This is a genomic window from Janthinobacterium sp. Bl 1 (assembly GCF_058215535.1).
Genome location: NZ_CM177086.1, coordinates 1,703,465 through 1,728,187 on the forward strand (window position 1 = coordinate 1,703,465; position 24,723 = coordinate 1,728,187).

The window sequence follows — 24,723 nt, forward strand, 5'->3', positions numbered from 1 at the left end:
TATCGGCTTGCCGCCGCGCATTTTGATCGTTTCATCCGCAGGGTCTCCATGTACACGCATTATTTCCAGCTCAAGCAATCGCCGTTTTCGATCGCCCCCGATCCGCGCTACCTGTTCATGAGCGAACGCCACCGCGAAGCGCTGGCGCATTTGCTGTATGGCGTGGGCAGCGGCGGCGGCTTCGTGTTGCTGACGGGCGAAATCGGCGCCGGCAAGACCACCGTGTGCCGTTGCTTCATGGAACAGATTCCGGAAAACTGCCAGCTCGCGTATATCTTCAATCCGAAACTGTCCGTCGAGGAATTGCTGCTGTCGATCTGCGAGGAATTCCGTATCGCCCTGGCGCCCGGCGTGGCCAGCGTGAAAGGCTATGTCGACGCCATCAATGCGCACTTGCTGGCCAGCCATGCGCAGGGCAAGAACAATGTGCTGATCATCGATGAAGCGCAAAACCTGTCCGCCGCCGTGCTGGAACAATTGCGTTTGCTGACGAACCTGGAGACGAGCGAGCGCAAGTTGCTGCAGATTATCCTCATCGGCCAGCCGGAATTGCGCGCCATGCTGGCCCGGCCTGAACTCGAGCAGCTGGCGCAGCGCGTGATCGCCCGCTATCACCTCGGTTCGCTGACGGCGGACGAGACGGCAAGCTACATCCGCCATCGGCTGGCCGTGGCCGGCTGCGCGGCGCAGACGCCGTTCGCGCCGCGACTGATGGCGCACATTCACGCCATGAGCCACGGCGTGCCGCGCCGCATCAACCTGCTGTGCGACCGCGCGCTGCTGGGCGCCTATGTGGAAAACCAGCCGCAAGTGACGCGCCAGATATTGCGCCGCGCCGCCGAGGAAGTGTTTGCGGAAGAGGGCAAGCCGGCTGCCGGACGGGGCTTGCGCTGGCCGCAGGTGGCGGGCGGCGTGCTGGCCGGCGCCGTGGTCACGGCCGCGCTGGCCTGGCATTTCATGCCGCGCCCGTCCGCCGTGCCTGCTGCGCCTGTCGTGGCCGCCTCAGTACCGGCCGCCTCGGCCGTGGCGGCTGCCGCCGCATCCACGCCCGCGCCAGTCAGCGTGCCGGACCGCAACGCCGTGCTGCGCCAGCTGGCCAGTCTGTGGGGCGAGCAGTTGCCGGCCGGCGATGCTTGTCAGGCGGGCACCCGCGCCGGCTTGCGCTGCCTGCACAGCCGGGGTGGTATCGCCGAGTTGCGCGTGCTGGACCGTCCCGCCATGCTGGCCTTGCGCGATACGGATGGCAGGGAACAGCTGGCGCTGCTGACGCGCGTGCAGGACGGGAGCGCCACCTTGATGCTCGATGGCAAGCAGCAAAGCCTGCCGCTGGCCCAGCTGGCGCAGCGCAGCGATGGCAGTTTCACGACCTTCTGGCGCGCCCCGCGTAGCTGGCGCGATGAAGTGCCGCTGGGCGCGCGCGGTGCCGACGTGGACTGGCTGGCGCAGCGCCTGGCGCAACAGCGGGGCTTGCCGGCGCCGGCCGCCAATCTGCCGCTCGATGCCGAGATGCAAGGTCAGCTGCGCGCTTTCCAGCAAAGCCAGAACCTGCGGGCCGATGGTCTGGCAGGCCCGAAAACGTATATACGCCTGATGCAGCTCGGTGACAACGCGGAGCCGCGCCTGAGCAGTGCAGCTCCTGCCGTGGCAGCGCCCGCTGCGACGGCGATGGTGGCGGGGAAATAAGATGTCCTACATACTTGAAGCACTGAAAAAATCGCAAGCCGAACGCCAGCTGGGCGAGTTGCCGTCTATCCACGCGCCGCAAGTGCAGTTGCACGATGGCGCAGCATCGGGCGCCGCGAGTCGCGCGCCCGTCTGGCTGGCGCTGGGCGGCGTGGCGGTGGCCGTGGCTGTCGCGCTGCTGCTGTGGCAGCCTTGGCAGGCAGCGGCCACGGCGCCGGCGGCCGCTCCTGCCGTGCTGGCCCAGGCCGTGCCCGCGCCGCTGCCGGCAGTCGTCCCGCCAGCAGGCCCTGCGCCAGTGGCCGTGCCCGTTCCCGTGCCGCCAGCGGCCACTGCCGCGCCCGTGCACCATGCCAAGCCCGTGGCGGAACCGAAGCCGGAGGCGCCAGTCCCCGCTCCGGCGCCGGCCGTGCCCGTACCTGCGCCGGCGGCCGCGGCCGAAGAAACCGTGCCCGGCATGCGCGACTTGCCCGAGCCGATACAGCGGCAGATTCCCCCGGTCGCCATCGGCGGCTATATCTATTCGAAGAATCCGGCCGACCGCCTGCTGCTGATCGACAAGGTCCTGCGCCACGAAGGCGAGGAGCTGGCGCCGGGCCTCGTGCTGGAAAAATTGCAGCCGAAGGCGGCCATCTTCAGTTTCAAGGGCTACCGCTACCGCGTGCCATACTGAGTTGTTGTGCATCAAGGCCGGGTAACAGTAGCTGAACCATACTGGCCTGGCCTGGTCGAACCAGGGTCGCTGCGACCGTGTGCGCGGCCGGGGAGTTCCGATGATTGCTGCCGCAGCGGGTGAGGGTGCTTTTGATGCGCATGGCCTGGGAAACCTGGCGCGCATCGACCATATCGTCGTGCTGATGATGGAAAACCGATCGTTCGATCACATGCTCGGCTACCTGAGCCTGGAAGGCGGGCGCGCCGACATCGACGGTTTGCAGGCCGGCCATGCCAACGTGCATGCGGGCGTGAGCTACCCCGTGCACCATTTGCGGCGCACGGCCTTTGGCCCGCAGCAAGACCCGTCGCATACGGGCATGTCGGTGGCGCAGCAATTGCAAAACAATAATGGCGGCTTTGTCGGCGATTATGCGCAAACGCATCCGGGCGATCCCGACATCGGCCTGGTAATGGGCTACTACAATGGTGCCGACTTGCCCATGTACGATTTCCTGGCGCAGCAGTTCTGCGTTTGCGACCGCTGCTACAGTTCGGTGCCTGGCGCCACCTGGCCCAACCGCCTGTATGCCATCAGCGGCAAGGCGGCCGGCAGCCGCGACAGCAAGCGCGTGCCCCTGTATACGAACAAATCCTTCGTGCGCCACCTCGACCGCGCCCAGGTCAGCTGGAAATTTTATTCCGCCTGGAAGCCCTGGAGCCTGGCGCTGACGGACGACCATTACCGTTCGTCCGAGCTGTACGAACCGTTCGGTTCCAGCACGCGCCGCTATGGCTTCATCGGCGATGCGCTGGCGGGCGCCTTGCCCTCGGTCAGCTGGATCGATCCGCATTTTTTTGAGGGTGACGATCACCCGCCGGGCGATATCCGCGCCGGCCAGGCGTTCGTGGCGCAGGTCTACCAGGCCCTGTCGCGCGGGCCGGCCTGGGCGCGCACCTTGCTCATCCTCAGCTATGACGAGCACGGTGGCTTTTTCGACCATGTGCCACCTGGCCCCGCCATCGATGACGATCCCGCGTTTCGCCAGTATGGCGTGCGCGTGCCCATGCTGCTCGTGTCGCCGCTGATCGCACCGGGCAGCGTCAGCCACGAGGTATACGACCACACGTCGATCATCAAAACCATTCTGCAGCGCTTTTGCCGCAGCGCCGATGGCGCTTTGCCCCAGATGGGCGCGCGCGTGGCGGCCGCCAGCGGCCTGGGGGTCGTGCTGACCCTGGCGCAAGCGCGCGCGGCGCCCGCCGTACCCGCTGCTGTGCTGGCGCAGCGCGCCGCATGGGAAGCGGATGTGCGGGCGCAGGACTTTACGCCGCTGGCGCCCGCTTGCCAGCCTGATGGCGAGGTGGCCGCCGCTGCCGCCGTACCGTTCCAGTCCGATGCCGAGGCGGGCGCGATCGCCGCCCACCGGCAATTGGCCCGCACGGCCAGAAATGCGCAGGCGGGCAATAGTAAAACGGCGAGTAAAACAGCGGGCAAAACGGCGGGCGCGACAGCGCCGAAGCCGGCGGGCAGGCGCCGGCGGCAGGGCGGCAAGACGGCGCCCGCCGGTACCGTGAATGGCGGAAAACCCTGTGCCGCTTGACCTGGGCGGTGACTCGGGCAATGCGCGGGGCCGGCGCCGGCGGTCGCGCCCGTGGGGCTGCGTATAATCATTCCTTCTCAATCAAGGAGTGACCATGCACGATGCGATGCCCGCCCACCCGGTACTCGGTGTGATCGGCCGTTCCGGTAGCGGCAAGACGACCCTGCTGGAATTTGTGGTGAAGGAACTGGCGGCGCGCGGCTTGCGCGTCAACCTGGTCAAGCACAGCCACCATGACCTGGCGCTGGAGCCGCCGCAAAAGGACAGCGCCCGCCTGCGCATGGCGGGGGCGGCGGAAGTGCTGGTGGCGTCGCCGTACCGTTTTGCCATCGTGCACGAGCTGCGCGGCGCGCCCGAGCCGAGCCTGGCGCAGCAACTAGCCCGCATGGGATCGGCTGACCTGACCTTGGTGGAGGGTTTCAAGACGGACCCCATCCCCAAGCTGGAAGTGTTCCGCCCGGAAGTGGGGCAGGCACCCCTGTATCCGCATGACCCGCATGTGATCGCCGTCGCCTCCGACAGTCCGGCGCCGGCCGACCTGCGCGAGGGCGTGCAATGGCTGGACTTGAATGCGCGCGAGCACGTGCTGGCCTGGCTGCTGCTGCAGTTGGAAAATAAGCTGGAAAAATAAGCTAAAGGTTTGCCGGCGGCATCCGTTAACAAGGGTAGAACCTCATTGGAGAAACGTATGGACGTCGGAAGCATTGCTCAACTGTCAACCACGATGGCGGAGACAGGCACGCGGCAAGCCGTCGGCTTGACTGTCCTGAAAAAAGCCCAGGATATCCAAAGCTCGACTGCCACTGCCTTGCTGGCAGCGCTGCCACCGGTGCAGGCGGCACCTAGCCTGCCGGCTCACCTCGGCAACCGCATCAATACGACTGCCTGAGCGCAGTCCTGCGGCGCCCGCTTGGCGCTCGCGCTATCTACGCCCACACCACCGTCATCGACGGTGGCGCGTGGGCGTTTTTGTCTGTCTTCCTTCCGTCTTCCTTCCCATCACTGCCAGCTTGACTGATTGAACATGGTTCGCCATGGCACGGCCGATTCAGTAGAATGGCGTCCATCACCTCGTGTTGCTCATGGTGCAGCCGGGGCGTGCCGTGACTGAATAATTACTTACCGATTACTTTGACCCAGCAAGAGGAATCCCATGAATAAACGTCAAGCTCTCATCGCCGCTGCCCTCGCGGGCATCTGTGCCGGCGCCACCATCAACGCGGCCGCGCACGACGGTCCGGCCCCTGGCGACAAGGAAAAATGCTATGGCGTGGCCAAGGCGGGGCAGAACGATTGCGCTTCGTCCGATGGCGCGCATTCCTGCGCGGGTCAGGCCGAGGCGGACAACCTGCCTACCGAATGGGCCTATGTTGCCAAGGGCACGTGCGAACAGGCGGGCGGCTCCGTCAAGCCCATCAAGGCCGGCAAGGCTGCCAAACCGGCCACGCAGCCGTAAGCACCCGCCGCCCGCCCATGCCGCCGCCCATCCAGACGCTTGCCGGCGTCGGCCTGCGCGCCGCGCATTACCGCGATTTTCTGGCGCGCCGGCCCAGGGTGGGCTGGCTGGAAGTGCACACTGAAAACTATCTGCAGCCGTCCGGCTGGGACTGGCACGTGCTGCAGACCCTGCGCGAGGATTACCCGATCAGCCTGCATGGCGTGGGCCTGGGCCTGGGCTCCGCACACGGCTTTTTGGAAGCGCACCTGCAGCGCGTGCGCGCCGTGGTCGAGCGCATCGAGCCGACCCTCGTGTCGGAACACCTGTGCTGGGGCGCCGTAGCGCAGCAGCAACTCAACGATCTGTTGCCGCTGGCCTTGAATGGCGCCGCCCTCGATTTGCTGTGCGCCAGAGTGGGGCGGGTGCAGGATGTGCTGAAAAGGCCGATCTTGCTGGAGAATGTCTCTACTTACCTGCGTTTTGCCGACGATGCCATGAGCGAGGCGCAATTCCTGGCGGAGCTGGCGCGCCGCAGCGGCTGTGGATTGCTGCTCGATATCAATAACCTGTATGTGAACCAGTGCAACCACGGCGAGGACGCCATGCTTGCGATGCAATCCATCGCGCCGGGCAGCGTGGGCGAACTGCACCTGGGCGGCCATCTGCTGACGCCGCACGCCGTGGTCGACCACCATGGCGCCGCCGTGGCCGAGCCCGTCTGGGACTTGTATGCGGCCGCCTTGCTGCGCTTTGGCGCCATTCCCACCCTCGTCGAATGGGATACGCACTTGCCCGCCCTCGATGTCTTGCTGGGCGAGGCGGACAAGGCGCAGGCCATGCTGGCGCGCCATGCGCCGCAGCCACCATGGCAGGGAGCGGCGCTGCTGTCCCCGCCGTCCCCGCCGCCCGCGTCGCTTGACGCGCTGACAGCCGGCCAGCAAGTGTTTGCCACGGCCTTGCTCGATACCGCGGCAGCCCTGCCATCGCTCGCGGGAGAATCGGTGCCGCAGCGTTATCGCCTGTATCGCGGCAGCTTGAGCGCCACCTGGCGCCGCACCCTGGGCCACGTCTATCCCGTCGTGCTGGCGCTGGTGGGCGAGGCATTCTTTGGCGGACTGGCGCGCGCGTATGGCCGGAAGATGCCATCCGATAGCGCCGATTTGAATCAGTTTGGCGCGCGTTTCGCCGACTTTCTCGCCGCGTTCCCGCCCGTGGCCGACTTGCCCTACCTGCCGGACATGGCGCGCCTGGAGTGGGCCTTGCACCTGGCCCACTACGCGGCCGATGCTCAGGGCCTGGCGCCCGAGTCGCTGGCCGCCCTGCATCCCGATCAATTGGAAACGCGCTGTTTTGCCTTGCATCCCGCTTGCGCCTTGCTCGCATCGAACTGGCAAGTGGCGGCCCTGTGGCAGGCGCATCAGGAAGGTGAAGGGCAGGGGATGTTTCCGCAAGATATGCAGGTGGCCAGCTGGGCGCTCGTATGCCGGTCGCGCTGGAAGGCGCAGGTGCTGGTACTCGATGCGGCGGCGCATGCGGCCTTGCTGGCCTTGCGGCAGGGACAGGCGTTTGGCGCCGCGCTCGATGCGGCATTCGCGCTGGACCCGGCATTCGACTTGGCCGCACACTTGCGCCAGTGGCTGGCGCATGCGGTGTTGACGGCGTAACGGTTTATTCGAAGGCCCGCAGCAGGCGCGCTTCGCCCGTCTGATCGCGATACAGGGCATTCGCGGCCAGGGTGGCGTCCATCATGCGCGTCACTTGCTCTTCTTCAAAGCGGGCCAGCTCGGCAGTGGCCGCGACGAGGGCCAGTTCCAGCCTGGCGCGCGCGCTCTGGTACAGGCTGCTGGTGTATTTGTCTGTGTTACGCAGCAATTCTTCCGCGTTTTCTATGACCTGGCGCAAGTCGCCGATCAGGCGTTCCTGGCTGCGCGTACCTTGTTCGGGATGGTCCATGGCGCTCCCCTTCTGCAATCGATATTTTATCTGGCAATAACGACGTGTTTGCAGCTTGATGCAGGCAGCCGGCTGGCGGGGTGCTGGCTGGACGGATGGGGCCGCTTTCGCGCCCCATGCCGGGGTCAGACTGGAGCGACGACCGTGATACGGATATCGCCCACGCTGACGACCTGGCCGGCGCGGATCTTGGCGGTCTTGCGCAATTCCTTCTTGCCATCGACCTTCACCACGCCGCTATCGACCATGACCTTGCCTGCGCCACCGCTGTCGCACAAGCCGACCAGCTTCAACAGCTGGTTCAGCTCGACGAACTCGGATGTTAAATCAAAGCTTACTTTTTGCATTGTATCCCTTATTGCAATGATGTGTTTTCAACACTTGATGACGACCTCAACTAACTCGTAGTTTACCTGAAGCCGCCAGCAATGCAGGGTGGAAGTCAGCTTTTGTTGGGGCGCGTCATCTCCAGGGGCACGATCCACGCACTGAATTGCTCTTCCGTTACAAAGCCCAGGGCCAGCGCCGCTTCCTTCAAGGTCGTGCCTTCGTGCTGGGCCTGCTTGGCGATTTGCGCCGCCTTGTCGTAGCCGATATGCGGCGCCAGCGCCGTGACCAGCATCAGGGAACGCTCCATCAGTTCGGCGATGCGTGCGCGGTTCGGCGCGATGCCGTGCGCGCAATGCTCGTCGAAACTGCGCATGCCGTCGCCCAGCAGGCGCGCGCTTTGCAGGAAGTTGTGTGCAATCAAGGGCTTGAAGACGTTCAGCTCGAAATTGCCCGAGGCGCCGCCCACCGTGATGGCCACGTCGTTGCCGAACACCTGGCAGCACAGCATGGTCAGCGCTTCGCACTGGGTAGGATTGACCTTGCCCGGCATGATGGAGCTGCCCGGCTCGTTTTCGGGGATCGTGATTTCGCCGAGGCCGGAGCGGGGGCCGGACGCCATCCAGCGCACGTCGTTGGCGATTTTCATCAGGGCCGTGGCCAGGGTTTTCAGTGCGCCGTGGGCGGCGACGAGGGCGTCGTGGGCGGCCAGCGCGGCAAACTTGTTGCTTGCCGTTTCGAACGGCTGGCCCGTCAGGCGCGCCAGTTCTTGCGCGATGCGGCCGGCAAATTCCACGTGGGCATTCAAGCCCGTGCCGACGGCCGTGCCGCCGGCGGCCAGTTGCAGCAGCGGCGGCAGCGATGCCGTGATGATGTGTTCGGCGAAGTCCAGCTGCGCCACGTAGCCGGAAAATTCCTGGCCCAGGGTCAGCGGCGTCGCATCCTGCAAATGGGTGCGACCGATCTTGACGATGTCGGCAAATTCCGTCGCCTTCGCATCCAGGGTGGCGCGCAGCTGGCGCAGCGGCGGCAAGACCGTGTTGGCGACGGCCAGGGCGGCGGCCACGTGGATGGCGGTCGGGAAGATGTCGTTCGAGGACTGGCCCAGGTTGACGTCGTCATTCGGGTGCAGCAGGCGCTCGGCGCCCCGCAAGCCGCCGATCAGCTCGGAACCGCGGTTGGCCAGCACTTCGTTCATGTTCATATTGCTTTGCGTGCCAGAGCCCGTCTGCCAGACGGCCAGCGGGAATTCCGCGTCGTGCTTGCCGGCCAGTACTTCGTCGGCCGCCTGCGTGATGGCAACGGCTTTCTTGCCATCCAATAATCCCAGGTCCAGGTTGACGTGGGCGGCCGCGCGCTTGACGGTGGCCAGGGCGGCGATCAGTTCAGGCGGCATCTTTTCCGTGGAGATATGGAAGTGCTCGAGCGAGCGCTGCGTTTGCGCTCCCCACAGCCGGTCGGCGGGTACGTCGATCGGGCCGAAACTGTCGCGTTCGGTTCTGCTACTCATGACATCCCTTTCATCGATAGAGGTGGATCGAGTGTACTCCAGGCGTCAAAAAGACACAGGATGATGCTGTATTGCATCATTTTTACCCGGGGCCATCTATATTTTTGCGATTTCCTGCCGTTAAAGACAGGCGAGTCCCGATTATTTATCCTGTTATCAAAGCGATCAGTCCATGCAGAGCAGCATCCTTCCCCGTTGGTCTTTGATCGCGTGCGCCGCCGCCAGCCTGGCCTTGCCGCCTGTGGTGGGCGCGGCCGAACTGGGCGAGATGGCCGTGCTGTCGCATGTGGGCCAGCCCCTGCTGGCCGAGATCGAACTGACTGCCCTGGCGCCCGAGGAGACCAACGGCGTGGCCGTGCGCCTGGCCTCGCCCGATGTGTACCGCGGTGGCGGCATCGGCATGGACCCGGCCCTGCAGACGTTGACGATCAGCCCGCTGGAACGCGGTGGGCGCCGCTATGTGCGCGTGAGCACCCGGCAAGCGATCCAGGCGGGCCACGTGCATCTGTATTTATTGCTGGGCAATGGCAGCGGCGCCGTCGTGCGCCTGGGCACCCTGTGGCTGACGCCGGCGCCGCCCGCTGCCGCTCCCGTCAGTGCGCCAGTCCGGCCTGCCGTTCAGGCGCCCGTGCCAGCGCCGTTGCCGTTACCACGTCCTGTACCCGTCGCGCCGTCGCCCGACGCCGCCGCGCTGGCGGCCCGCGCGCGCGCCGAGGGTCTCGTGCGCCCGCCGCGCGTGTTCSWTCCGCCKCCGGCSGCGCCCACGCCGGCGGCTACGGTGCAGCAGCGCCCGGCACCGCCGCGCCGCGCCACGGCGCCCGTGGCCGCTTGCGCGCCGCAAGCCGATATGGAGCAGGCGCAAGCGTGCGTGGCGCTGGATGAGAAAAACACGGCTCTGAATGCAAAGCTCGGCGAATTGGAGGGCAAGATCGGGGCCTTGCAAAAGGCGCTGGCTCTGCCCGCCGCTGCCGCTGTGCCAGCCGCCGCGCCCGTCGAAGTGGACGTGCCCCATGCCAAGCCCAAGCCCCTGCATGCGGCGCCCGCCGCTGACAAGGACAAAAAGGCGGGCGGCAACGGCCTGTTGTGGCTAGGTATCGGCACCTTGCTCTTTCTGTTGTTGACGGCCGTCATCGTGTATGTCGTGCGCAAGCGCAGGCAGGCGGCGGGGTCCTGCGCGCCATCGAAATACTGGGTCTTGCTGCGCAAGCCGTTTAGCCGCAAAAAGAAGGATGTGCCCGTGCTGACGGAAGCCGTGGAAGAAGGTGGGGCGGCCGAGCCCGAACCGGAGCCGTTCTCGCGTTAAAGACATGGCAAGACGGCGCCGAAATTTGATGTAAAAAAAGATATTGAAAAAATACATGGAAACGCCGGCCAATCACGTTGCCTGTTTTTCAAAGATGGTGCTATGATGAATTCAGTGGACTTGCTCTACGACAAAACAGCCCCAGCCTGGCGCAGTCACCAACGATAGCGTGGCGCGGCAAACAGGTGTAGCGTTGCATAAACGCCTGGGTCTGGAAGCGGTTCGCGATGCCGACGATGTGCTCGCGAACGCCGGATGCAACCGGCAGCGAGGCGACGCCAGGAGATACCTGGGGCTCGCCTTCCCAATTCCCCCTCCTTGCTTTCCGGGTGCCGCAGATGGCGCGCTCGCTGGCATGGCGGCAGACGTAAAAAAAGCACCCGCGGGTGCTTTTGTCGTTTCTGGTGCGGCTAGACTTACATGCGTGCGCGCGAACCCTGCATGGCGTTCGGCAACTGCGTCATCCATGGTTCCGTGATGGCGCGGATTTCGCGGTCATTGGCCAAGATTTGCTTGAGCAAGTCGATCTTGCGCAGGCGCGAGGCACCGGCCAGGGCGGGCACCTTGCCCGTCATGGTCGCGCTGGCGGCGCTGGCGCACTGGTTTTCCAGGGTATCCAAGCCATCCCAGTCGCTCGAACGTGCGGCCACGACCATTTTATTGGTCATTCCTGCAATATTTTCGTACATCGAGAGAACGTCGTTGGAGGTCATGAGCACACCCGTAACTAGTGAATGGATTACCGCTTGTCCAGATTAACGGCAGCTCCAAGGGGAACTTGAGGGTATTTTTGGAAAAAAAGTGAAAATAATTTAGATGATTGCTTGGCTGCTGCCGGAGTCGCCCGTCAAGCCGCATTGCCTGCTGGCGTCGTGGTGGCAGGGGAGCGTGTTGCGGCGCCTCAAAACGCGTTATGATTTTGCACACTACTGTCGTTACTTTGCCTGAAAGGATCACCATGCGCGTTGTCACTGCTGCCGCTTCCTCTTTCCCTGCTTCCTGGCGCAAGCGCGCCATGGTGCTGGCCCTGTCCTGCATCGCGCTGGCCGGGGGCGCTGTCCACGCGCATGCACAGGAGGCGGCCGCCAGTCCCGCCGTCGCGATGGCGGCGCCCACGGCTGTCTTGCCCGGCGACGATTTCTATGACTACGTGAATGGCGACTGGCTGCGCAGCACGGAGATTCCCGCCGACCGCAGCAGCTGGGGTTCGTTCGCCATCCTCGCCAACGCCACCAACGAGCGCATCATCGCCCTCGTCGAAGGCCTGGCGGCGGTGCCGCAGGCCGATGCCTCCGCGCGCCAGGTCAGCGATTTTTACCGTTCCTGGATCGATGAAGCGGCTATCGAGGCAAAAGGCTGGGCGCCGATCAAGCCGCTGCTGAAGAAGATCGATGGCATACGCGACCAGGCAGGACTGGCCCGCGCGCTGGGCGAGAGCCTGCGCGCCGATGTCGACCCGCTCAACGCCACCAATTTTTATACGGAAAACCTGTTCGGCCTGTGGGTGGCGCAAGACTTGAACGACACCACGCGCAATGTGGCCTATCTGCTGCAGGGCGGGCTGGGCTTGCCCGACCGCGCCTTTTACCAGAGCGACAACGCCCGCATGCAGGGCTTGCGCACGGGCTATCAGGCGCATATCGCCGCCATGCTCAAGCAGGCCGGCTACAGCGATGCGCCGGCCCGCGCCGCGCGCGTGTTTGCGCTGGAGCAGCAAATTGCCGCCAGCCACGCCAGCCGCGAGGATTCGGCCGATGTCGCCAAGGGCAATAACGCGTGGCGCGCCGCCGACTTCGCCAGCAAGGCGCCTGGGCTGGACTGGAAAGCCTTCTTCCAGGCGGCTGGCCTGGGCCAGCAGACGGATTTCATCGTCTGGCATCCGACGGCCATGACGGGCAGCGCGGCCCTGGTGGGTAGCGTGCCGCTGGCCACCTGGAAGGATTTTCTGGCCTTCCACGCGATCAACCATTTCAGCACGACCTTGCCGAAGGCGGCCGCCGACCAGCGCTTTGCCTTCTATGGCAGCGCCCTGAGCGGCACGCCGCAGCAGTCGCCGCGCAGCAAGCGCGCGCTGGCCGCGACGAATGCGGCCCTCAGCGACGCCGTCGGCAAGCTGTACGTGGAACGCTATTTCCCGCCTGAATCGAAAGCGCGCGTGCAGGACATGGTGACGAATATCGTCGCCGCCTTCTCGCGCCGCATCGACAAGCTGGACTGGATGGCGCCGGCCACCAAGGCGCAGGCGCAGGAAAAACTCAAGACCCTGTACGTGGGCGTCGGCTATCCGGAACGCTGGGAGAATTATGCGGGCTTGCGCGTGGTGCGCGGCGATGCGCTGGGCAATGTGCAGCGGGCGGAGCAGTTCCATTACCAGCAGGAGCTTGCCAAGCTGGGCCAGTCTCCCGACCGCAAGGCCTGGGCCATGCCGGCGCAGCTCGTCAACGCCGTCAACCTGCCGCTGCAAAATGCGCTGAACTTCCCGGCCGCCATCCTGCAGCCGCCGTTCTTCGATCCGGCGGCGTCCGACGCGGCCAACTATGGCGGCATCGGCGCCACCATCGGCCACGAGATCAGCCACAGTTTTGACGATCAGGGCGCCCAGTTCGACGCCCAGGGCAAGCTGCGCGACTGGTGGACGCCAGCCGACCTGGCGCATTTCCAGTCGGCCTCGAAGCAATTGGTGGCGCAGTTCGCGGCCTACAAGCCGTTCCCCGACCTGGCCGTGAATGGCCAGCTGACCCTGAGCGAAAACCTGGCCGACCTGGCCGGCGTGGCGGCCGCGCATGATGCGTTCACCCTGTCGCAGCAGGGCAAGCCGGCGCAGCCGGGCGCGGACCGCGACTTCTTCACCGGTTACGGCGTCAGCTGGCGCAGCAAGGCGCGCGAAGCGGCGGCGCGCCAGCAAATCCTCACGGATGGCCATGCGCCGGCGCAATACCGCGCCGCCACCGTGCGCAACCTCGACGCCTGGTACCCGGCCTTCGACGTCAAGCCGGGGCAGCAGCTGTACCTGGCGCCGGAACAGCGCGTGCGCGTCTGGTAGCAAATGGTGACGGTGCCGGCACGCAGCGCGCCGGCACCGTAAAATGGCGGAACATATCGACAGGACCGCCATGAAGCCGACCCCACCGCAAGATCAGCAAGACCCCATCCACGCCATCACCGAACGCACGCTGGCCCATTACGACGCCAGCGCCGAGCAGTTTTTCGAAGGCACGCGCGACCACGACGTCAGCCAGAACATCAGCGCGCTGCTGAACGCCATCGGCCGCCCGGCGCCTGTGGAGATTCTCGACCTCGGCTGCGGCCCGGGCCGCGACCTGAAAGCGTTCACGGCCATGGGCCACCACGCCACCGGTGTCGACGGCTGCCCCCGCTTCGTCGAGATGGCGCGCGCCTACAGCGGCTGCACCGTATGGCAGCAGGATTTCGTCGACCTCGACTTGCCTGCTGCGCAGTTCGACGGCGTGTTCGCGAATGCCGTGCTGTTCCACGTGCCCAGCGCCGTCCTGCCCGGCGTGCTGCGCGCCTTGTACGCGTGCCTGAAACCGGGCGGCGTGCTGTTCAGCTCGAATCCGCGCGGGCAGAACCAGGAAGGCTGGAACGGCGCGCGCTACGGCAGCTACCACGACGAAGCGACATGGGCCGCGTACGTGCAGGCGGCCGGATTCAGCCTGGTCGAGCAGTACTACCGCCCGCCCGGCTTGCCGCGCGAGCAGCAGCCTTGGCTGGCGACGGTATGGCGCAAAGCGGGCTGATTTCGCGTCATTAGCTGATTTTTGGCATGTGTTAGGGACCGTACATAGTTTTTCCGACCTCAAGCGTAGTATGGGCACATCGACACGCAGCAAGCAGTTTGCAACGGCGTGTGAGCCGCAGTACCGGCCCTTCGGCGCCGGACAACAGATGTACCAACTACAGTGAGGATCCATCATGAACAAAGATCAAGTCGAAGGTAAACTGAAGGAAGTCGGCGGTAAAATCCAGGAAGCCGCTGGCAAGGTCGTCGGCAGCGAAGAACAGCAAGCCAAGGGCCTGGCAAACCAGGTCGAAGGCAAAGTGCAGAAGAAGGTCGGCGACGTGAAAGATGCGGTCGAGACCGTCACGCGCAAACCGTAATCTGACGCACGCATAAAAAAAACCGCCGCCTGTCGCGAGACAGGCGGCGGTTTTCATGTGTGGGCGCGCTTTACTTCGCTACGCCCAGGTTCTGCTTGAAGAACATCTCGATCTTCTTGTACACGTGGCGCTGGCCCGCGCGCGACGAGATGCCGTGCTTGGCGCCCGGATACGTCATCAGGTCGAATTGCACGCCGCGGTTCACGAGCGCGTCGATCAGGCGCGTGCTGTTGCTGAACAAGACGTTGTCGTCAGCCATGCCGTGCACCAGCAGCAGCGGCGACTTCAGGCCGTCGAGGTGGGCGAACACCGTGCTGGCCTTGTAGCCATCGACGTTTTCCTTCGGCATGCCGAGGAATTGCTCCGTGTAGTGGGTGTCGTACAGCGACCAGTCGGTGACGGGTGCCACCGAGACGCCCATGGCGATCTTGTCGGACGCTGCCGACAGCAGGCGCAGGGTCATGAAGCCGCCGTAGCTCCAACCGAACACGCCGATGCGTTTGGCATCGACGAAGCTTTGCTTGCCCAGCCAGTCGATGCCCACCAGTTGGTCGGCCACTTCGGCCGCGCCCAGGTTGTGGTAGATGGCGTCCGTGAACGCGCGCTCGCGGCGCGACGAACCGCGGTTATCGAGGCGGAAGACGACAAAGCCCTGCTGCGCCATGTACTGGTCGAAGTTGTTGCCCCAGCGGCGAGCCACGTGCTGCGAGTGCGGGCCGCCATACGTCGACAGGTAGACGGGGTAGCGTTTGCTTGCGTCGAAGTTCGACGGCTTGACGATGGAGTAATACAGCGTCTGGCCATCGTTGGCCTTCAGGGTGCCGTACTCGGTCGGCAGGTGGTCCGCCTTGTATTTTGCGTACGGGTGGCTCGCGTTCAGCGCGTTTTCTTCCAGCCAGCCCACCATCGCGCCGTCAGGACGGCGGATGCTCACCTGCGGCGGCGTGGCCGGGTCGGAATACGTGTCGACGAAGACCTCGCCATTGCGCGAGAACGTCGTGTCGTGCCAGCCATCGGCTTTCGTCACGCGCTGCGGCTTGTCGGCCGTGCTGCCGTCGAGCGCCAGCGCGTAGGTCTGCTTGTCGATCACGGCGTCGCGGTTCGACGCGACAAACACCTTGCCGGTTTTCTGGTTCACGGCCAGCACGCTGTCGATGCCCCATGCGCCGGACGTGACCGGGTGCAGCAGCTTGCCGCTCATGTCGTACAAATACAGGTGATTGCGGCCCGTGCGCTCGGACGACCACAGGAAGGTGCCGTTCGAGAGGAAGCGCAGGTCGTCATGGATGCTGACCCAGGTCTTTGACGTTTCCGTCAGCAAGGCGCGCTGTGCCAGCGTGCTTGCATCGACGGCGACCAGGTCGAGGGTCTTCTGGTCGCGCGACTGGCGCTGGTACACGAGCGACTTGCTGTCCGCGCTCCAGTCGGCGCGCACCAGGTAGATGTCCGGGTTCGTGCCCAGCTCCACCTGGCGCTGCGCGCCCGTTTCCGGCGAGACGATCAGCAGCTGCACCAGCACGTTCGGGTCACCGGCGGCAGGGTAGCGCTGCTCGACGACGTCCGTGCGGTCGGCGAAGATTTCAAAGCGGCGCACGACGGGGACCGGCGCTTCGTCATAGCGTTTGTAGGCGATGGCGGAATCGTCCGGGGCCCAGTAGTAGCCGGTGCGCTGGCCCATTTCTTCCTGCGCCACGAATTCGGCTTCGCCGTTGCGTATCGTGCCCTTGCCATCGGTGGTCAGCTGGCGTTCCTGGCCCGACTTCAGGTCGATCACATAGATGTTCTGGTCGCGCACGAACGAGACGTAGCGGCCTTTCGGCGAGATTTTCGGATCGAGCACATTGCCCTTGGCGACCAGGCGCGCCTTGTCCGGATGGGCCGCGTCGACCAGGTACAGATTGCCGGCCAGCGGCACCAGCAGCTGCTTGCCATCGGGCGACCAGCTGTAGCTGAGAATGCCGTTCAGGCTGGCCGTGCGCTCGCGTTCGCGGCGCGCCTGCTCTTCGGGCGAAATCGTTTCATTCGGCACCAGCGCCTTCGAGTCGACGAGGCGGTGCGTGCTCTTGTCCTTCAGCTTGAATTCCCACAGGTCGAGCTGGAACTGGTTGTCGGCGCGGCCGCGCAGGAACGTGACGCGCTCGCCATCGGGCGAGACCTTCAGGTTGCGCACGCCGGGGCCGGCCAGCGCCGGATCGGCGTGGATGCGTTCCAGGGTCAGCTTTTCAGCCGATGCGGGAACGCTGGCCATCGCGGCCAGAAAACAAAGAATAAAACGCATGGATGTCTCGGTAGTTGGAAGGATGAAGGGCACTGCATGCATAGGCGAAGTTGAGCATTGCCTAAGCGTAAGACGATACCAGAGCGTGCCTCTTTATGCGATAGCCCCGGCCACGGAATATGGCCTTGCCTGCCGTATTTCCTTCGTGAAAAATATCCAAGCGCCACCCATTCCATGGCGCTTTACGCGGTTCAGGCCAATATCGACCCCGCGACGATGGTCAGGCAGGCGCCGCCTATCCAGGCTTGGCCATCGCGGAAGCTGACGGACACGCGGCCGTCGCGCTGCAGGCAGGTGCCTTGGCGGACAGTGTAGTCGCCGCCTGCCAGCAACTGCGCGATGCAGGCGTTGGCGCTGCCCGTGACGGGGTCTTCCACCAGTGCGCCATGCTCGCTGAGCAGCGCGCGCACTTCGTAATCGGCTGGCCCGCCCGCAGCGTGCGGGCCGTACAGCGCCAGGCCGTCCGCTCCGGCTGCGGCCAGCAAGGCCGTCAGCGCGGCGATGTCGGCGCGCACGGCCAGGCAGGCGGCGGCGCTTGCCAGCGGCACGCACAACCAGCGGATGCCCATGTCGACGACGGTGCCGGCAGCGGCTGGCGCACCGGCCAGCGCGGTTTGCAGCAGCGGCAGCAGCGCCGGGTCGAGCGCGCGCGTGGTGCACGTCGGCGCCTGGAACGCCAGCACGCCGCCCGCCTGCCGCTCGATCTGCACGAGGCCGACGCCGCATTCCTGCACGATGCGCGCGTCTTTCGGCTGCATGCCAGAGTCGAGCAGGGCGTGCGCCGTGCCCAGGGTCGGGTGGCCGGCGAACGGGAATTCCATCTCGGGCGAAAAAATCCGCACGCGGTAGTCGGCAGCGGGGTCGCGCGGCGCCAGCACGAAGGTGGTTTCCGACAGGCCCGTCCAGCGCGCGATCGCCTGCATCTGCGCGGTATCGAGGCCATCGGCGTCGAGCACGACGGCCAGCGGATTGCCCATGAACGGCACCTTGCTGAAGACATCGACCTGCTTGAAGGGGCGTGGCTGGGGCATGGCGGATTCCTTGAAAGTTAGGGCGCTTCGCGCAGGCGCTGCAGCGACAGCCGGTTCAGATACCAGGTCAGCAGCACGGCGGCCACCGTCAAGCCAGTGACGAGGCCGATCCAGAAACCGGCGGCGGCCATCGGCTCGGCCGGCGACCAGATGAAGCCTTGCGGCGCGAGGCCCAGCACGTAGCCGATCGGCAGCGAGAAGCCCCAGAAGGCCAGCAGCTGGATCAGCATCGGCTGGCGCGTCACCTTGTAGCCGCGGATGGCGCAGGACGTGGCCACCTGCGTCGCGTCGGACAGCTGGAACAGGGCGGCAAACAGCAGCAGCTGCGCGCACAGCGCCTGCACCTGCGGGTCCGACGTGTAGGCTTGCGCGATCTGGTGGCGGAAGATGGTGATGACGGCGGCCGAGACGATGGCCGCCGTCAGCGACATGGCCACGCCCACCCACGAAATGAAGCGGGCCTTGCGCAAATTGGCTTCACCAACGGCATGGCCCACGCGCGTGACCAGCGCGATGCCGAACGTGAGCGGCACCATGAAGACGACGGACGAGAAATTCAGGGCAATCTGGTGCGCCGATACCTGGATCACGCCGAAGCGGGCCACCAGCAGGCTGATGACGCCAAAGGCGCTTACTTCGGCAAAGTAGGTGACGCCGATGGGCAGGCCCAGGCGCAGCATGGGGCCGATGGATGACAGCTCGGGCCATTCCCAGTGCGTGAATGGATACGTGGCGCGGTAGGCGGGCGCGATCCTGATCCAGGCCAGCATGGCCAGCAGCATCATCCACACGCAGCAGGTGGTGGCCACGGCGCAGCCCACGCCGCCGAGTTTCGGCATGCCCCAGTGGCCGTAGATCAGCAGGTAGTTGACGAAAATGTTCAGCGCCAGCGCGGCCAGCGCGATCACCATCACGGGCTTGGTCTGGTTGATGCTGGTGCTGTAGCCGTACAGCGCGCGGTAGGCGGCGAACGGCGGCAGCGCGCAGCTGATGATGTGCACGAACAGCTTGGCCTTGGCTGCGACGGCCGGTTCGAGCATCAGATGGTCGAACACGAGCGCCGCCATGTTCGTCAGCAGACAGGCGACCAGTCCCACGAGCAGCGCCTTCCACAGCGACTGGCGCACGATGTGCGGCACCCGGTCGTGGCGCGCGGCGCCGATTTCATGCGCCACCAGGGTATTGATCGCCATCATGATGCCGCTCACGGTGACGAGCACGATGGACCAGATGGCCGCGCCCAGCGACACGGCCGCCAGTTCCTCGGGATTCGTGTGGCCCGTCATCGCCACGTCGGCCGCGCCCATGCCGACGGTGGCCAGCTGGCCGATCAGGATGGGCCAGGCCAGCTTCCACAGCGACGAGACTTCAGTGCGGATGGCGGGCAGGGTGAACGAGGTAGTGTGTGGCATGGGTGGAAAGCTTGACTAAACACAAGATTCTACCGGCATTCGCCCTGCTTGTCCGCCGTGGCGCCCCGGGCGCTCGGGCACGGTAATCATTTGTTACAGCTAAATGGGCCAGTCGCGGATAGACTGCGCGCTCTATTTGGCAAAATGACCAAATAGTCAACCGCAGTACCCTGACTATGGAGCAAGACCATGTTGAGACAAGCCTTGAACTGCGCCCTGTTGCTGGGCGTCGCCATGACGGCCGAGCTGGCCGGCGCCGGCGAACTGACCCTGTATTCGCGCGACGATTATCACGGCCGCTCGCAGACCGTGCGCGATGCCGTCGCCGACCTCGAAGACGTCCGTTTCAACGACACGACGCAAAGCATCCGCGTGCGCTCGGGCCGCTGGGAAGCGTGCGAGGAAGCCGATTTCCGCGGCGATTGCTTCCTGCTCGAGGCGGGCGAGTATCCGTCGCTCGACGACCGTGCCAACAAAATCACGTCGCTGCGCGAAGTGCGCGGCGGCTGGGATGGTCATCCGGGCCGCGATCGTGACCGTGGGCGAGACCGGGACGGCCGCTGGGAACGTGACCGGGAGCACGGCCATTTGCCAGGGCGCTCGCTGGGCGGCGAACTGACCTTTTACACGCGCGACGATTTCGCTGGCCGCAGCTTGAGCGTGCGCAACGCTTCAGCCGACTTGCGCGAGCGCGACTTCAACGACACGGTGCAAAGCGTGCGCGTGCGCTCCGGCTATTGGGAAGTGTGCGAGGACGTGGGCTTCCGTGGCCGCTGCCGCACCTTGGAACCGGGCGAGTACGCGAGCCTGGAGCGCATGAGCAACCGTATCTCGTCGGTGCGCGAAGTGCGCTGATGCGGGTCAGTTAGTATCTCAAATTGCAATAACCGGTTCGCGCAGGGCCGGCTATTGCTTTTGGTAACAATTTATTGTGCTTTTCCCATACTTTGTTACACCGTTTTTTCTACGGATGGCTACACTGACATCAGTTGTCATGTCGATCACTTGCCTTTGCCGCCACCGGAGACCTTCTCATGAATCGCCCGTTCGCCTTTGCTCTGCTGTGTGCCAGTTCGCTGTTTGTCCATCTCGCGGCGCAGGCCGGCGAGATCCGCCTGTACACCGATGACAATTTCAAGGGAAGGGTCGTGGTCTTGCGCGATACGACGGACGACCTGTCGCGCGTCAATTTCAATGACACCGTCTCGAGCATCCAGGTTGAATCGGGCAGCTGGGAAGTGTGCACGCATGGCGATTTCAAGGGAGATTGCAAGACCCTGGAAAGGGGCGACTACCGCTCGATGCCGGGCATGAACGATAAAATTTCATCCGTGCGCGAAATCGGCGGCGGGCAGGGCAGCGGTAGCGGTGGACGCCGCGCGGCGCTGGAGCTGTACGCCGGCGGCGGCCAGCGCGGCGCGTCGGCCGGCGTGAATGCGGACCGCGACGACCTGGTCGACATCGGCTTCAACGACCGCGCCAGCAGCGCGCGCGTCGAGTACGGCTACTGGCAGCTGTGCAGCGATTCCAACTACCATGGCAGCTGCCGCGTATTCGGGCCTGGCAGCCACGATGACCTGGGCAGCCTGAATGGGCGCGTGTCATCGGCGCGCCTGGTCGATCCGCGCGAGGAGAACCGTCCGCAAAATGACGAGGGCCTGGTGGTGCTGTATGGCCGCGCGTTCCTCAAGGGGCGGGGGCTGCAGGTGAACCGCGACGTCAGTGACCTGGTGCTCCTGAACTTCAACGACCAGGCCGAATCCATCGCCATCAACGAAGGCACCTGGGAAGTCTGCACGAACTCGCAGTTCAACGGCACCTGCGAGCGCATGGGGCCGGGCAAGTATGAAGTGCTGGACACGGCGCTCGACAAGCGCATTTCCTCGCTGCGCCGCCTGTACTGAAAGCGCGACCGGACCTTCCCCGCAGGCTGGCACTTGTTACAATGGCATCCTGGCGTTTTGCCAGGCAAATCATCACCAAAGAATGAAGAATGGAGTTAATCATGACGGGCCCTTTCAAACACACGCTGGCATGCGCGGCCACCTTGCTGCTTTCGCTGGGGGCCCATGCGGCCGCCTATGCGGGCGATATCACCTTGTTCGAAGACGTTGATCTGCGTGGCCGCGCAGTGAACCTGCGCGAGACGACGGACGATCTGTCGCGCATGGGCTTCAACGACAAGGTGTCGAGTATCCTGGTGCGCTCGGGTACCTGGGATGTGTGTACGGATGCCGGTTTTCGCGGCAATTGCCGCACCCTGGGGCCGGGCGAATACCGCTCGATGCCGGGCATGAACGACGCCATCAGTTCGGTGCGCGAGTCGGGGCGCGGCGATGGCACCAATCCGGGACGTCCCGGACGCGATCTCGACCGCGGCCATGGCGGCGGCTATGGCCGTGGCGGCACCCTGGAAGTGTATTCGGGCGCGGGCCAGAATGGCGGCTCGGCGCGGCTGAACCGCGACACGGACGATTTTGTCAGTATCGGTTTCAACGACCGCACCAGCAGCATCGTCATCTATAACGGCTACTGGCAGCTGTGCAGCGATTCGAACTACAACGGCGTATGCCGCATCTTCGGCCCTGGCCGCCACGACGACCTGGGACGCGGCCTCGATGGGCGCGTCTCGTCGGCGCGCATGGTCGACGAGCGCGAAGCGCGCCGCCAGCAGCAGTACGATAACCAGTACCAGCGGCCGCAGTACGATCAGCCGCAATATCCGCAATACCAGCAGCCGCAGTACCAGCAGCGCGGCGCCGTGCTGCTGTTCCCCGAAGCGGGCATGCGCGGCGAACCGCTGGCACTGGACCGCAATGCGGAAGACCTGGTGCGCTACAACTTCAACGACCGCGCCTCGTCCATCGTCGTCAACGAAGGCCAGTGGGAAGTGTGCAGCGATTCGAACTTCCATGGCCGCTGCGAAGTGATCGGGCCGGGAGAATATGGCCGCCTGAACGCCATGGAAAACCAGATTTCCTCGCTGCGCCGCGTACGCTGATTTCTTCCTGCGCCATGCAGACAGGCCGCCTGCCGGGTTGATCCCGCCAGGCGGTTTTTACATTCGCTGCCGTGCGCTGACATTTGCTTGCCCTTTGTTACACTCGCCGCCTGCCGCCTGGTCTACACTGGCGAAAATGTCATCAGTATTGGAGTTGTCATGGTTTTATCTTTCCGGCCCGCGCTGTTGTGCGCCGCCACCTTGCTCGCCCCCCTTGCCGCATCCGCAGGCGAAATCACCTTGTTCGAGGACGCCGGTTTCCGCGGCCGCCCCGTGACCCTGCGCTCCGACACGGGCGACCTGTCGCGCATGGGCTTTAACGACAAGACCTCGAGCATCATCGTGCGCTCGGGCACGTGGGAAGTGTGCAAGGACGCCAATTACCGTGGCAACTGCCGTACTTTCGGACCTGGCCGCTACGGCAGCATGCCGGGCATGAACGACGCCGTTTCCTCCGTGCGCGAAGTGGGCCGTCCGGGCCATGGCGGCGGCGATCACCGACCGTATCCGCCACGCCCGCCGCGTCCTGAGCCGGATCGCCCCTATCCCGGTTATCCGGGCCACGGCGGCGGCCACCGTCCTGACGCGAATGGCGCCGTGCTGCTGTTCCCCGATGCCGGCATGCGCGGCCGGCCCGTGCGCCTGGACCGCGAAGTGCACGACTTGAGCCGCTATGGCTTCAATGACCGCGCCGAATCGGTCGTCGTCAATTACGGCCGCTGGGAATTCTGCGTCGACGCCAACTTCCGCGGCCGCTGCGTGGTGATGGGACCTGGCAGCTACGGCCGCCTGCACGGTGGCCTCGACCGCCGCATTTCTTCGGTGCGCCGCGTGCGCTGATCCCGCCGCCGGGCGGCGCTGTATTGTGCGCACGCTGCCCTTTGACCAATTCGTGTACTCTTCCCATAGGCACTTCAACCATGGGGAGCAGGCACGGTGGAATACAAGGACTACTATAAGGAACTTGGCGTCGAGAAGACGGCGTCCGAGGCCGATATCAAGAAAGCGTACCGCAAGCTGGTGCGCAAATACCATCCCGACGTGAGCAAGGAGCCGGACGCCGACAAGCGCACCAAGGCCCTCAACGAGGCCTACGGCGTGCTGGGCGACGCGGAAAAGCGCGCGGCCTACGATGAACTGGGCCGCAACCCTGGTGCACAAGGCCAGCCATTCCGGCCGCCGCCGGACTGGGGTGCCGGCTACGAATCGTCGGGCGCCGATGACAGCGATTTCTTTGCCGACCTGTTCGCCCACGTGGGCGGACGGCGCCGCGCCAACAGCACCTTCCAGATGCAGGGTGAGGACAGCCACGCCGCCATCACCATCGACCTGCAGGACAGCTACCAGGGCGCCAAGCGCCACATCGTCATGCGCGTGCCCGAAGCGGATGCGCAAGGCCACGTGGTGACGCGCGAGCGCACCCTGGAAGTGACGATACCGAAAGGCGTCACGGAAGGCCAGCAGCTGCGCATGAAGGGGCAGGGCAATCCCGGCAGCGGCGGCGCGCCCGCTGGCGATTTATACCTGGAAATCCGCTTCCGACCCGATGCGCGCTACAAGGTGGAAGGGCGCGACGTCTTCGAGACGGTGCCCGTCACGCCATGGGAAGCGGCGCTGGGCGGCGACATCGACGTGCCCACGCCATCGGGCACGGTGACCGTCACCGTGCCGCCCAATTCGCAGACGGGGCGCAAGCTGCGCCTGAAGGGGCGCGGCATTCCCGCCACCCAGCCGGGCGACCTGTATCTGCTGCTGGAAGTGGTGCTGCCGCCGGCGAACGACGACAAGGCGCGCGAACTGTATGCAACCATGGCGCGCGAGATGGCTTTCAATCCACGCCAGAAGCTGGGAGGCTAAATCATGACAAACAAGGTAATTGGCGAATTGCTGGAAGACCGTGCCCTGAGCCTGGAAGAACTGGCGCGTGCCTGCGCCGTGGAGCCGGACTGGGTGGTGCAGCACGTGCGGACGGGCGTGCTGCTGCAGGACGGTCCGCCGGCGGGACAACTGACGGCCTGGCGCTTCACGAGCCTGGACCTGGTGCGTGCGCGCCGCCTGCATGAAATCGAATCCGTGTTCGACGCGAACGCCGAACTGGCAGCGCTGGTGGTCGACCTGTCGGAAGAAGTGGCGCGCCTGCGCCGGCGCCTGCACGTGCTGGGCGTCGAGTAGTCCTCAGGCAGGGGCGCCGTGCCGCTGCACGGTGATCCTGCCAATATAAAACTGCCCATCGACGACCACGCGGTGCGGTATGCCGGCCACGTCGAAGCCGGGACCGCCGTCTTCCATCCACTCCTGCGCCAGCGAATCGAACTGCTGCGGCGTCATGCGCAGCATCTGCGCCGTGATGACGAAACGCGCGCCAGGTTTTTGTTTGTTGACGAAGTCGTCGATGCCGGCCATGGTGAGTCTC

At 65.1% G+C, this 24,723-nt stretch carries 25 protein-coding genes; 17 read left to right on the forward strand and 8 right to left on the reverse strand.

From position 1 onward, the window contains the following. Positions 1–48 precede the first annotated feature (48 nt). The 7 genes from AC4BCN_RS07645 to bufB all read left to right on the forward strand — a co-directional run bounded on the left by AC4BCN_RS07645 (position 49) and on the right by bufB (position 7,040). Positions 49–1,683: an ExeA family protein gene (locus AC4BCN_RS07645; RefSeq protein WP_490492933.1), complete on the forward strand. Its 1,635-nt coding sequence runs from the start codon at positions 49–51 to the stop codon at positions 1,681–1,683. A 1-nt stretch (position 1,684) separates the two neighbouring features. Further along, positions 1,685–2,353, forward strand: coding sequence for a general secretion pathway protein GspB (locus tag AC4BCN_RS07650; RefSeq protein ID WP_490492934.1), 669 nt, complete (start codon positions 1,685–1,687; stop codon positions 2,351–2,353). 100 nt (positions 2,354–2,453) lie between these two features. After that, positions 2,454–3,938, forward strand: a complete 1,485-nt coding sequence (locus AC4BCN_RS07655; RefSeq protein ID WP_490492935.1) for an alkaline phosphatase family protein — start codon at positions 2,454–2,456, stop codon at positions 3,936–3,938. A gap of 94 nt (positions 3,939–4,032) precedes the next feature. Then, positions 4,033–4,569, forward strand: coding sequence for a molybdopterin-guanine dinucleotide biosynthesis protein B (gene mobB, locus AC4BCN_RS07660; protein WP_128140331.1), 537 nt, complete (start codon positions 4,033–4,035; stop codon positions 4,567–4,569). Between the two features lie 57 nt (positions 4,570–4,626). Then, on the forward strand, positions 4,627–4,827 hold the full coding sequence (locus tag AC4BCN_RS07665; protein ID WP_086141004.1) for a YjfB family protein: 201 nt from the start codon (positions 4,627–4,629) through the stop codon (positions 4,825–4,827). Positions 4,828–5,091: 264 nt separating this feature from the next. Next, positions 5,092–5,394 carry a BufA1 family periplasmic bufferin-type metallophore gene (locus tag AC4BCN_RS07670; RefSeq protein ID WP_128140330.1) on the forward strand — a complete coding sequence of 101 codons (303 nt, stop codon included), beginning with the start codon at positions 5,092–5,094 and terminating at the stop codon, positions 5,392–5,394. A gap of 17 nt (positions 5,395–5,411) precedes the next feature. Then, positions 5,412–7,040, forward strand: coding sequence for an MNIO family bufferin maturase (bufB, locus tag AC4BCN_RS07675; protein WP_490492936.1), 1,629 nt, complete (start codon positions 5,412–5,414; stop codon positions 7,038–7,040). Positions 7,041–7,044: 4 nt separating this feature from the next. Here the strand turns inward: bufB and AC4BCN_RS07680 are convergent, their stop codons facing one another. The 3 genes from AC4BCN_RS07680 to fumC all read right to left on the reverse strand — a co-directional run bounded on the left by AC4BCN_RS07680 (position 7,045) and on the right by fumC (position 9,166). Beyond that, the gene (locus tag AC4BCN_RS07680) at positions 7,045–7,329 is read right to left on the reverse strand and encodes a hypothetical protein (RefSeq protein ID WP_034759786.1); all 285 of its coding nucleotides are present in this window, start codon (positions 7,327–7,329) and stop codon (positions 7,045–7,047) included. Positions 7,330–7,454: 125 nt separating this feature from the next. Next, the gene (locus tag AC4BCN_RS07685; RefSeq protein WP_035825476.1) at positions 7,455–7,676 is read right to left on the reverse strand and encodes an RNA-binding S4 domain-containing protein; all 222 of its coding nucleotides are present in this window, start codon (positions 7,674–7,676) and stop codon (positions 7,455–7,457) included. 95 nt (positions 7,677–7,771) lie between these two features. After that, positions 7,772–9,166 (reverse strand): class II fumarate hydratase, encoded by a 1,395-nt coding sequence (gene fumC / locus AC4BCN_RS07690; RefSeq protein WP_490492937.1) that lies wholly within the window; start codon positions 9,164–9,166, stop codon positions 7,772–7,774. A gap of 172 nt (positions 9,167–9,338) precedes the next feature. Between fumC and AC4BCN_RS07695 the strand changes: the two genes are divergently transcribed. Then, entirely contained in the window at positions 9,339–10,469 is a 1,131-nt protein-coding gene (locus AC4BCN_RS07695) for a type IV pilus assembly protein FimV (protein WP_490492938.1), read from the forward strand. 416 nt (positions 10,470–10,885) lie between these two features. Here the strand turns inward: AC4BCN_RS07695 and AC4BCN_RS07700 are convergent, their stop codons facing one another. Next, positions 10,886–11,182 carry a flagellar protein FliT gene (locus tag AC4BCN_RS07700; protein ID WP_058051172.1) on the reverse strand — a complete coding sequence of 99 codons (297 nt, stop codon included), beginning with the start codon at positions 11,180–11,182 and terminating at the stop codon, positions 10,886–10,888. 245 nt (positions 11,183–11,427) lie between these two features. On the opposite strand from AC4BCN_RS07700, the gene AC4BCN_RS07705 reads away from it, so the two are divergent. The 3 genes from AC4BCN_RS07705 (at position 11,428) to AC4BCN_RS07715 (ending at position 14,588) form a co-directional block, all read left to right on the forward strand. Next, the gene (locus tag AC4BCN_RS07705) at positions 11,428–13,512 is read left to right on the forward strand and encodes a M13 family metallopeptidase (RefSeq protein ID WP_490492939.1); all 2,085 of its coding nucleotides are present in this window, start codon (positions 11,428–11,430) and stop codon (positions 13,510–13,512) included. Positions 13,513–13,582: 70 nt separating this feature from the next. Beyond that, positions 13,583–14,227, forward strand: a complete 645-nt coding sequence (locus tag AC4BCN_RS07710; RefSeq protein ID WP_490492940.1) for a class I SAM-dependent methyltransferase — start codon at positions 13,583–13,585, stop codon at positions 14,225–14,227. A gap of 175 nt (positions 14,228–14,402) precedes the next feature. Then, the gene (locus AC4BCN_RS07715; protein ID WP_034759763.1) at positions 14,403–14,588 is read left to right on the forward strand and encodes a CsbD family protein; all 186 of its coding nucleotides are present in this window, start codon (positions 14,403–14,405) and stop codon (positions 14,586–14,588) included. A gap of 70 nt (positions 14,589–14,658) precedes the next feature. Here the strand turns inward: AC4BCN_RS07715 and AC4BCN_RS07720 are convergent, their stop codons facing one another. The 3 genes from AC4BCN_RS07720 to AC4BCN_RS07730 all read right to left on the reverse strand — a co-directional run bounded on the left by AC4BCN_RS07720 (position 14,659) and on the right by AC4BCN_RS07730 (position 19,309). Continuing rightward, positions 14,659–16,866 carry a S9 family peptidase gene (locus AC4BCN_RS07720; RefSeq protein ID WP_490492941.1) on the reverse strand — a complete coding sequence of 736 codons (2,208 nt, stop codon included), beginning with the start codon at positions 16,864–16,866 and terminating at the stop codon, positions 14,659–14,661. Between the two features lie 191 nt (positions 16,867–17,057). Beyond that, the gene (locus AC4BCN_RS07725; protein WP_490492942.1) at positions 17,058–17,897 is read right to left on the reverse strand and encodes a PhzF family phenazine biosynthesis protein; all 840 of its coding nucleotides are present in this window, start codon (positions 17,895–17,897) and stop codon (positions 17,058–17,060) included. A gap of 17 nt (positions 17,898–17,914) precedes the next feature. Continuing rightward, a complete protein-coding gene (locus tag AC4BCN_RS07730; RefSeq protein ID WP_490492943.1) occupies positions 17,915–19,309 on the reverse strand; it encodes an MATE family efflux transporter in 1,395 nt (464 codons plus the stop codon). A 189-nt stretch (positions 19,310–19,498) separates the two neighbouring features. Between AC4BCN_RS07730 and AC4BCN_RS07735 the strand changes: the two genes are divergently transcribed. From AC4BCN_RS07735 to AC4BCN_RS07760, 6 genes are all read left to right on the forward strand, one after another. Then, the gene (locus AC4BCN_RS07735; RefSeq protein ID WP_490492944.1) at positions 19,499–20,164 is read left to right on the forward strand and encodes a beta/gamma-crystallin; all 666 of its coding nucleotides are present in this window, start codon (positions 19,499–19,501) and stop codon (positions 20,162–20,164) included. Positions 20,165–20,343: 179 nt separating this feature from the next. Beyond that, positions 20,344–21,213, forward strand: coding sequence for a beta/gamma crystallin family protein (locus tag AC4BCN_RS07740; RefSeq protein ID WP_338681052.1), 870 nt, complete (start codon positions 20,344–20,346; stop codon positions 21,211–21,213). Positions 21,214–21,314: 101 nt separating this feature from the next. Beyond that, positions 21,315–22,310 carry a beta/gamma crystallin family protein gene (locus tag AC4BCN_RS07745; protein ID WP_490492945.1) on the forward strand — a complete coding sequence of 332 codons (996 nt, stop codon included), beginning with the start codon at positions 21,315–21,317 and terminating at the stop codon, positions 22,308–22,310. A 159-nt stretch (positions 22,311–22,469) separates the two neighbouring features. Further along, positions 22,470–23,150, forward strand: coding sequence for a beta/gamma crystallin-related protein (locus tag AC4BCN_RS07750; protein ID WP_490492946.1), 681 nt, complete (start codon positions 22,470–22,472; stop codon positions 23,148–23,150). A 96-nt stretch (positions 23,151–23,246) separates the two neighbouring features. Beyond that, positions 23,247–24,167: a DnaJ C-terminal domain-containing protein gene (locus tag AC4BCN_RS07755; protein ID WP_490492947.1), complete on the forward strand. Its 921-nt coding sequence runs from the start codon at positions 23,247–23,249 to the stop codon at positions 24,165–24,167. 3 nt (positions 24,168–24,170) lie between these two features. Further along, a complete protein-coding gene (locus AC4BCN_RS07760) occupies positions 24,171–24,482 on the forward strand; it encodes a chaperone modulator CbpM (RefSeq protein WP_070303663.1) in 312 nt (103 codons plus the stop codon). A 3-nt stretch (positions 24,483–24,485) separates the two neighbouring features. Here AC4BCN_RS07760 and AC4BCN_RS07765 read toward each other — a convergent pair whose 3' ends face one another. Continuing rightward, positions 24,486–24,713, reverse strand: coding sequence for a hypothetical protein (locus tag AC4BCN_RS07765; protein WP_338682243.1), 228 nt, complete (start codon positions 24,711–24,713; stop codon positions 24,486–24,488). Positions 24,714–24,723: the final 10 nt, after the last annotated feature.

Coding starts and splice junctions, on each gene's coding strand:
- AC4BCN_RS07655 (WP_490492935.1), top strand. CDS start 2,454: ATGATTGCTGCCGCAGCGGGTGAGGGTGCTTTTGATGCGCATGGCCTG.
- AC4BCN_RS07745 (WP_490492945.1), top strand. CDS start 21,315: ATGACGGGCCCTTTCAAACACACGCTGGCATGCGCGGCCACCTTGCTG.
- AC4BCN_RS07700 (WP_058051172.1), bottom strand. CDS start 11,182: ATGACCTCCAACGACGTTCTCTCGATGTACGAAAATATTGCAGGAATG.
- AC4BCN_RS07715 (WP_034759763.1), top strand. CDS start 14,403: ATGAACAAAGATCAAGTCGAAGGTAAACTGAAGGAAGTCGGCGGTAAA.
- AC4BCN_RS07725 (WP_490492942.1), bottom strand. CDS start 17,897: ATGCCCCAGCCACGCCCCTTCAAGCAGGTCGATGTCTTCAGCAAGGTG.
- AC4BCN_RS07705 (WP_490492939.1), top strand. CDS start 11,428: ATGCGCGTTGTCACTGCTGCCGCTTCCTCTTTCCCTGCTTCCTGGCGC.
- AC4BCN_RS07680 (WP_034759786.1), bottom strand. CDS start 7,329: ATGGACCATCCCGAACAAGGTACGCGCAGCCAGGAACGCCTGATCGGC.
- bufB (WP_490492936.1), top strand. CDS start 5,412: ATGCCGCCGCCCATCCAGACGCTTGCCGGCGTCGGCCTGCGCGCCGCG.
- AC4BCN_RS07730 (WP_490492943.1), bottom strand. CDS start 19,309: ATGCCACACACTACCTCGTTCACCCTGCCCGCCATCCGCACTGAAGTC.
- AC4BCN_RS07750 (WP_490492946.1), top strand. CDS start 22,470: ATGGTTTTATCTTTCCGGCCCGCGCTGTTGTGCGCCGCCACCTTGCTC.
- AC4BCN_RS07760 (WP_070303663.1), top strand. CDS start 24,171: ATGACAAACAAGGTAATTGGCGAATTGCTGGAAGACCGTGCCCTGAGC.
- AC4BCN_RS07650 (WP_490492934.1), top strand. CDS start 1,685: ATGTCCTACATACTTGAAGCACTGAAAAAATCGCAAGCCGAACGCCAG.
- mobB (WP_128140331.1), top strand. CDS start 4,033: ATGCACGATGCGATGCCCGCCCACCCGGTACTCGGTGTGATCGGCCGT.
- AC4BCN_RS07735 (WP_490492944.1), top strand. CDS start 19,499: ATGTTGAGACAAGCCTTGAACTGCGCCCTGTTGCTGGGCGTCGCCATG.
- AC4BCN_RS07685 (WP_035825476.1), bottom strand. CDS start 7,676: ATGCAAAAAGTAAGCTTTGATTTAACATCCGAGTTCGTCGAGCTGAAC.
- AC4BCN_RS07670 (WP_128140330.1), top strand. CDS start 5,092: ATGAATAAACGTCAAGCTCTCATCGCCGCTGCCCTCGCGGGCATCTGT.
- AC4BCN_RS07720 (WP_490492941.1), bottom strand. CDS start 16,866: ATGCGTTTTATTCTTTGTTTTCTGGCCGCGATGGCCAGCGTTCCCGCA.
- AC4BCN_RS07645 (WP_490492933.1), top strand. CDS start 49: ATGTACACGCATTATTTCCAGCTCAAGCAATCGCCGTTTTCGATCGCC.
- AC4BCN_RS07765 (WP_338682243.1), bottom strand. CDS start 24,713: ATGGCCGGCATCGACGACTTCGTCAACAAACAAAAACCTGGCGCGCGT.
- AC4BCN_RS07665 (WP_086141004.1), top strand. CDS start 4,627: ATGGACGTCGGAAGCATTGCTCAACTGTCAACCACGATGGCGGAGACA.
- fumC (WP_490492937.1), bottom strand. CDS start 9,166: ATGAGTAGCAGAACCGAACGCGACAGTTTCGGCCCGATCGACGTACCC.
- AC4BCN_RS07740 (WP_338681052.1), top strand. CDS start 20,344: ATGAATCGCCCGTTCGCCTTTGCTCTGCTGTGTGCCAGTTCGCTGTTT.
- AC4BCN_RS07710 (WP_490492940.1), top strand. CDS start 13,583: ATGAAGCCGACCCCACCGCAAGATCAGCAAGACCCCATCCACGCCATC.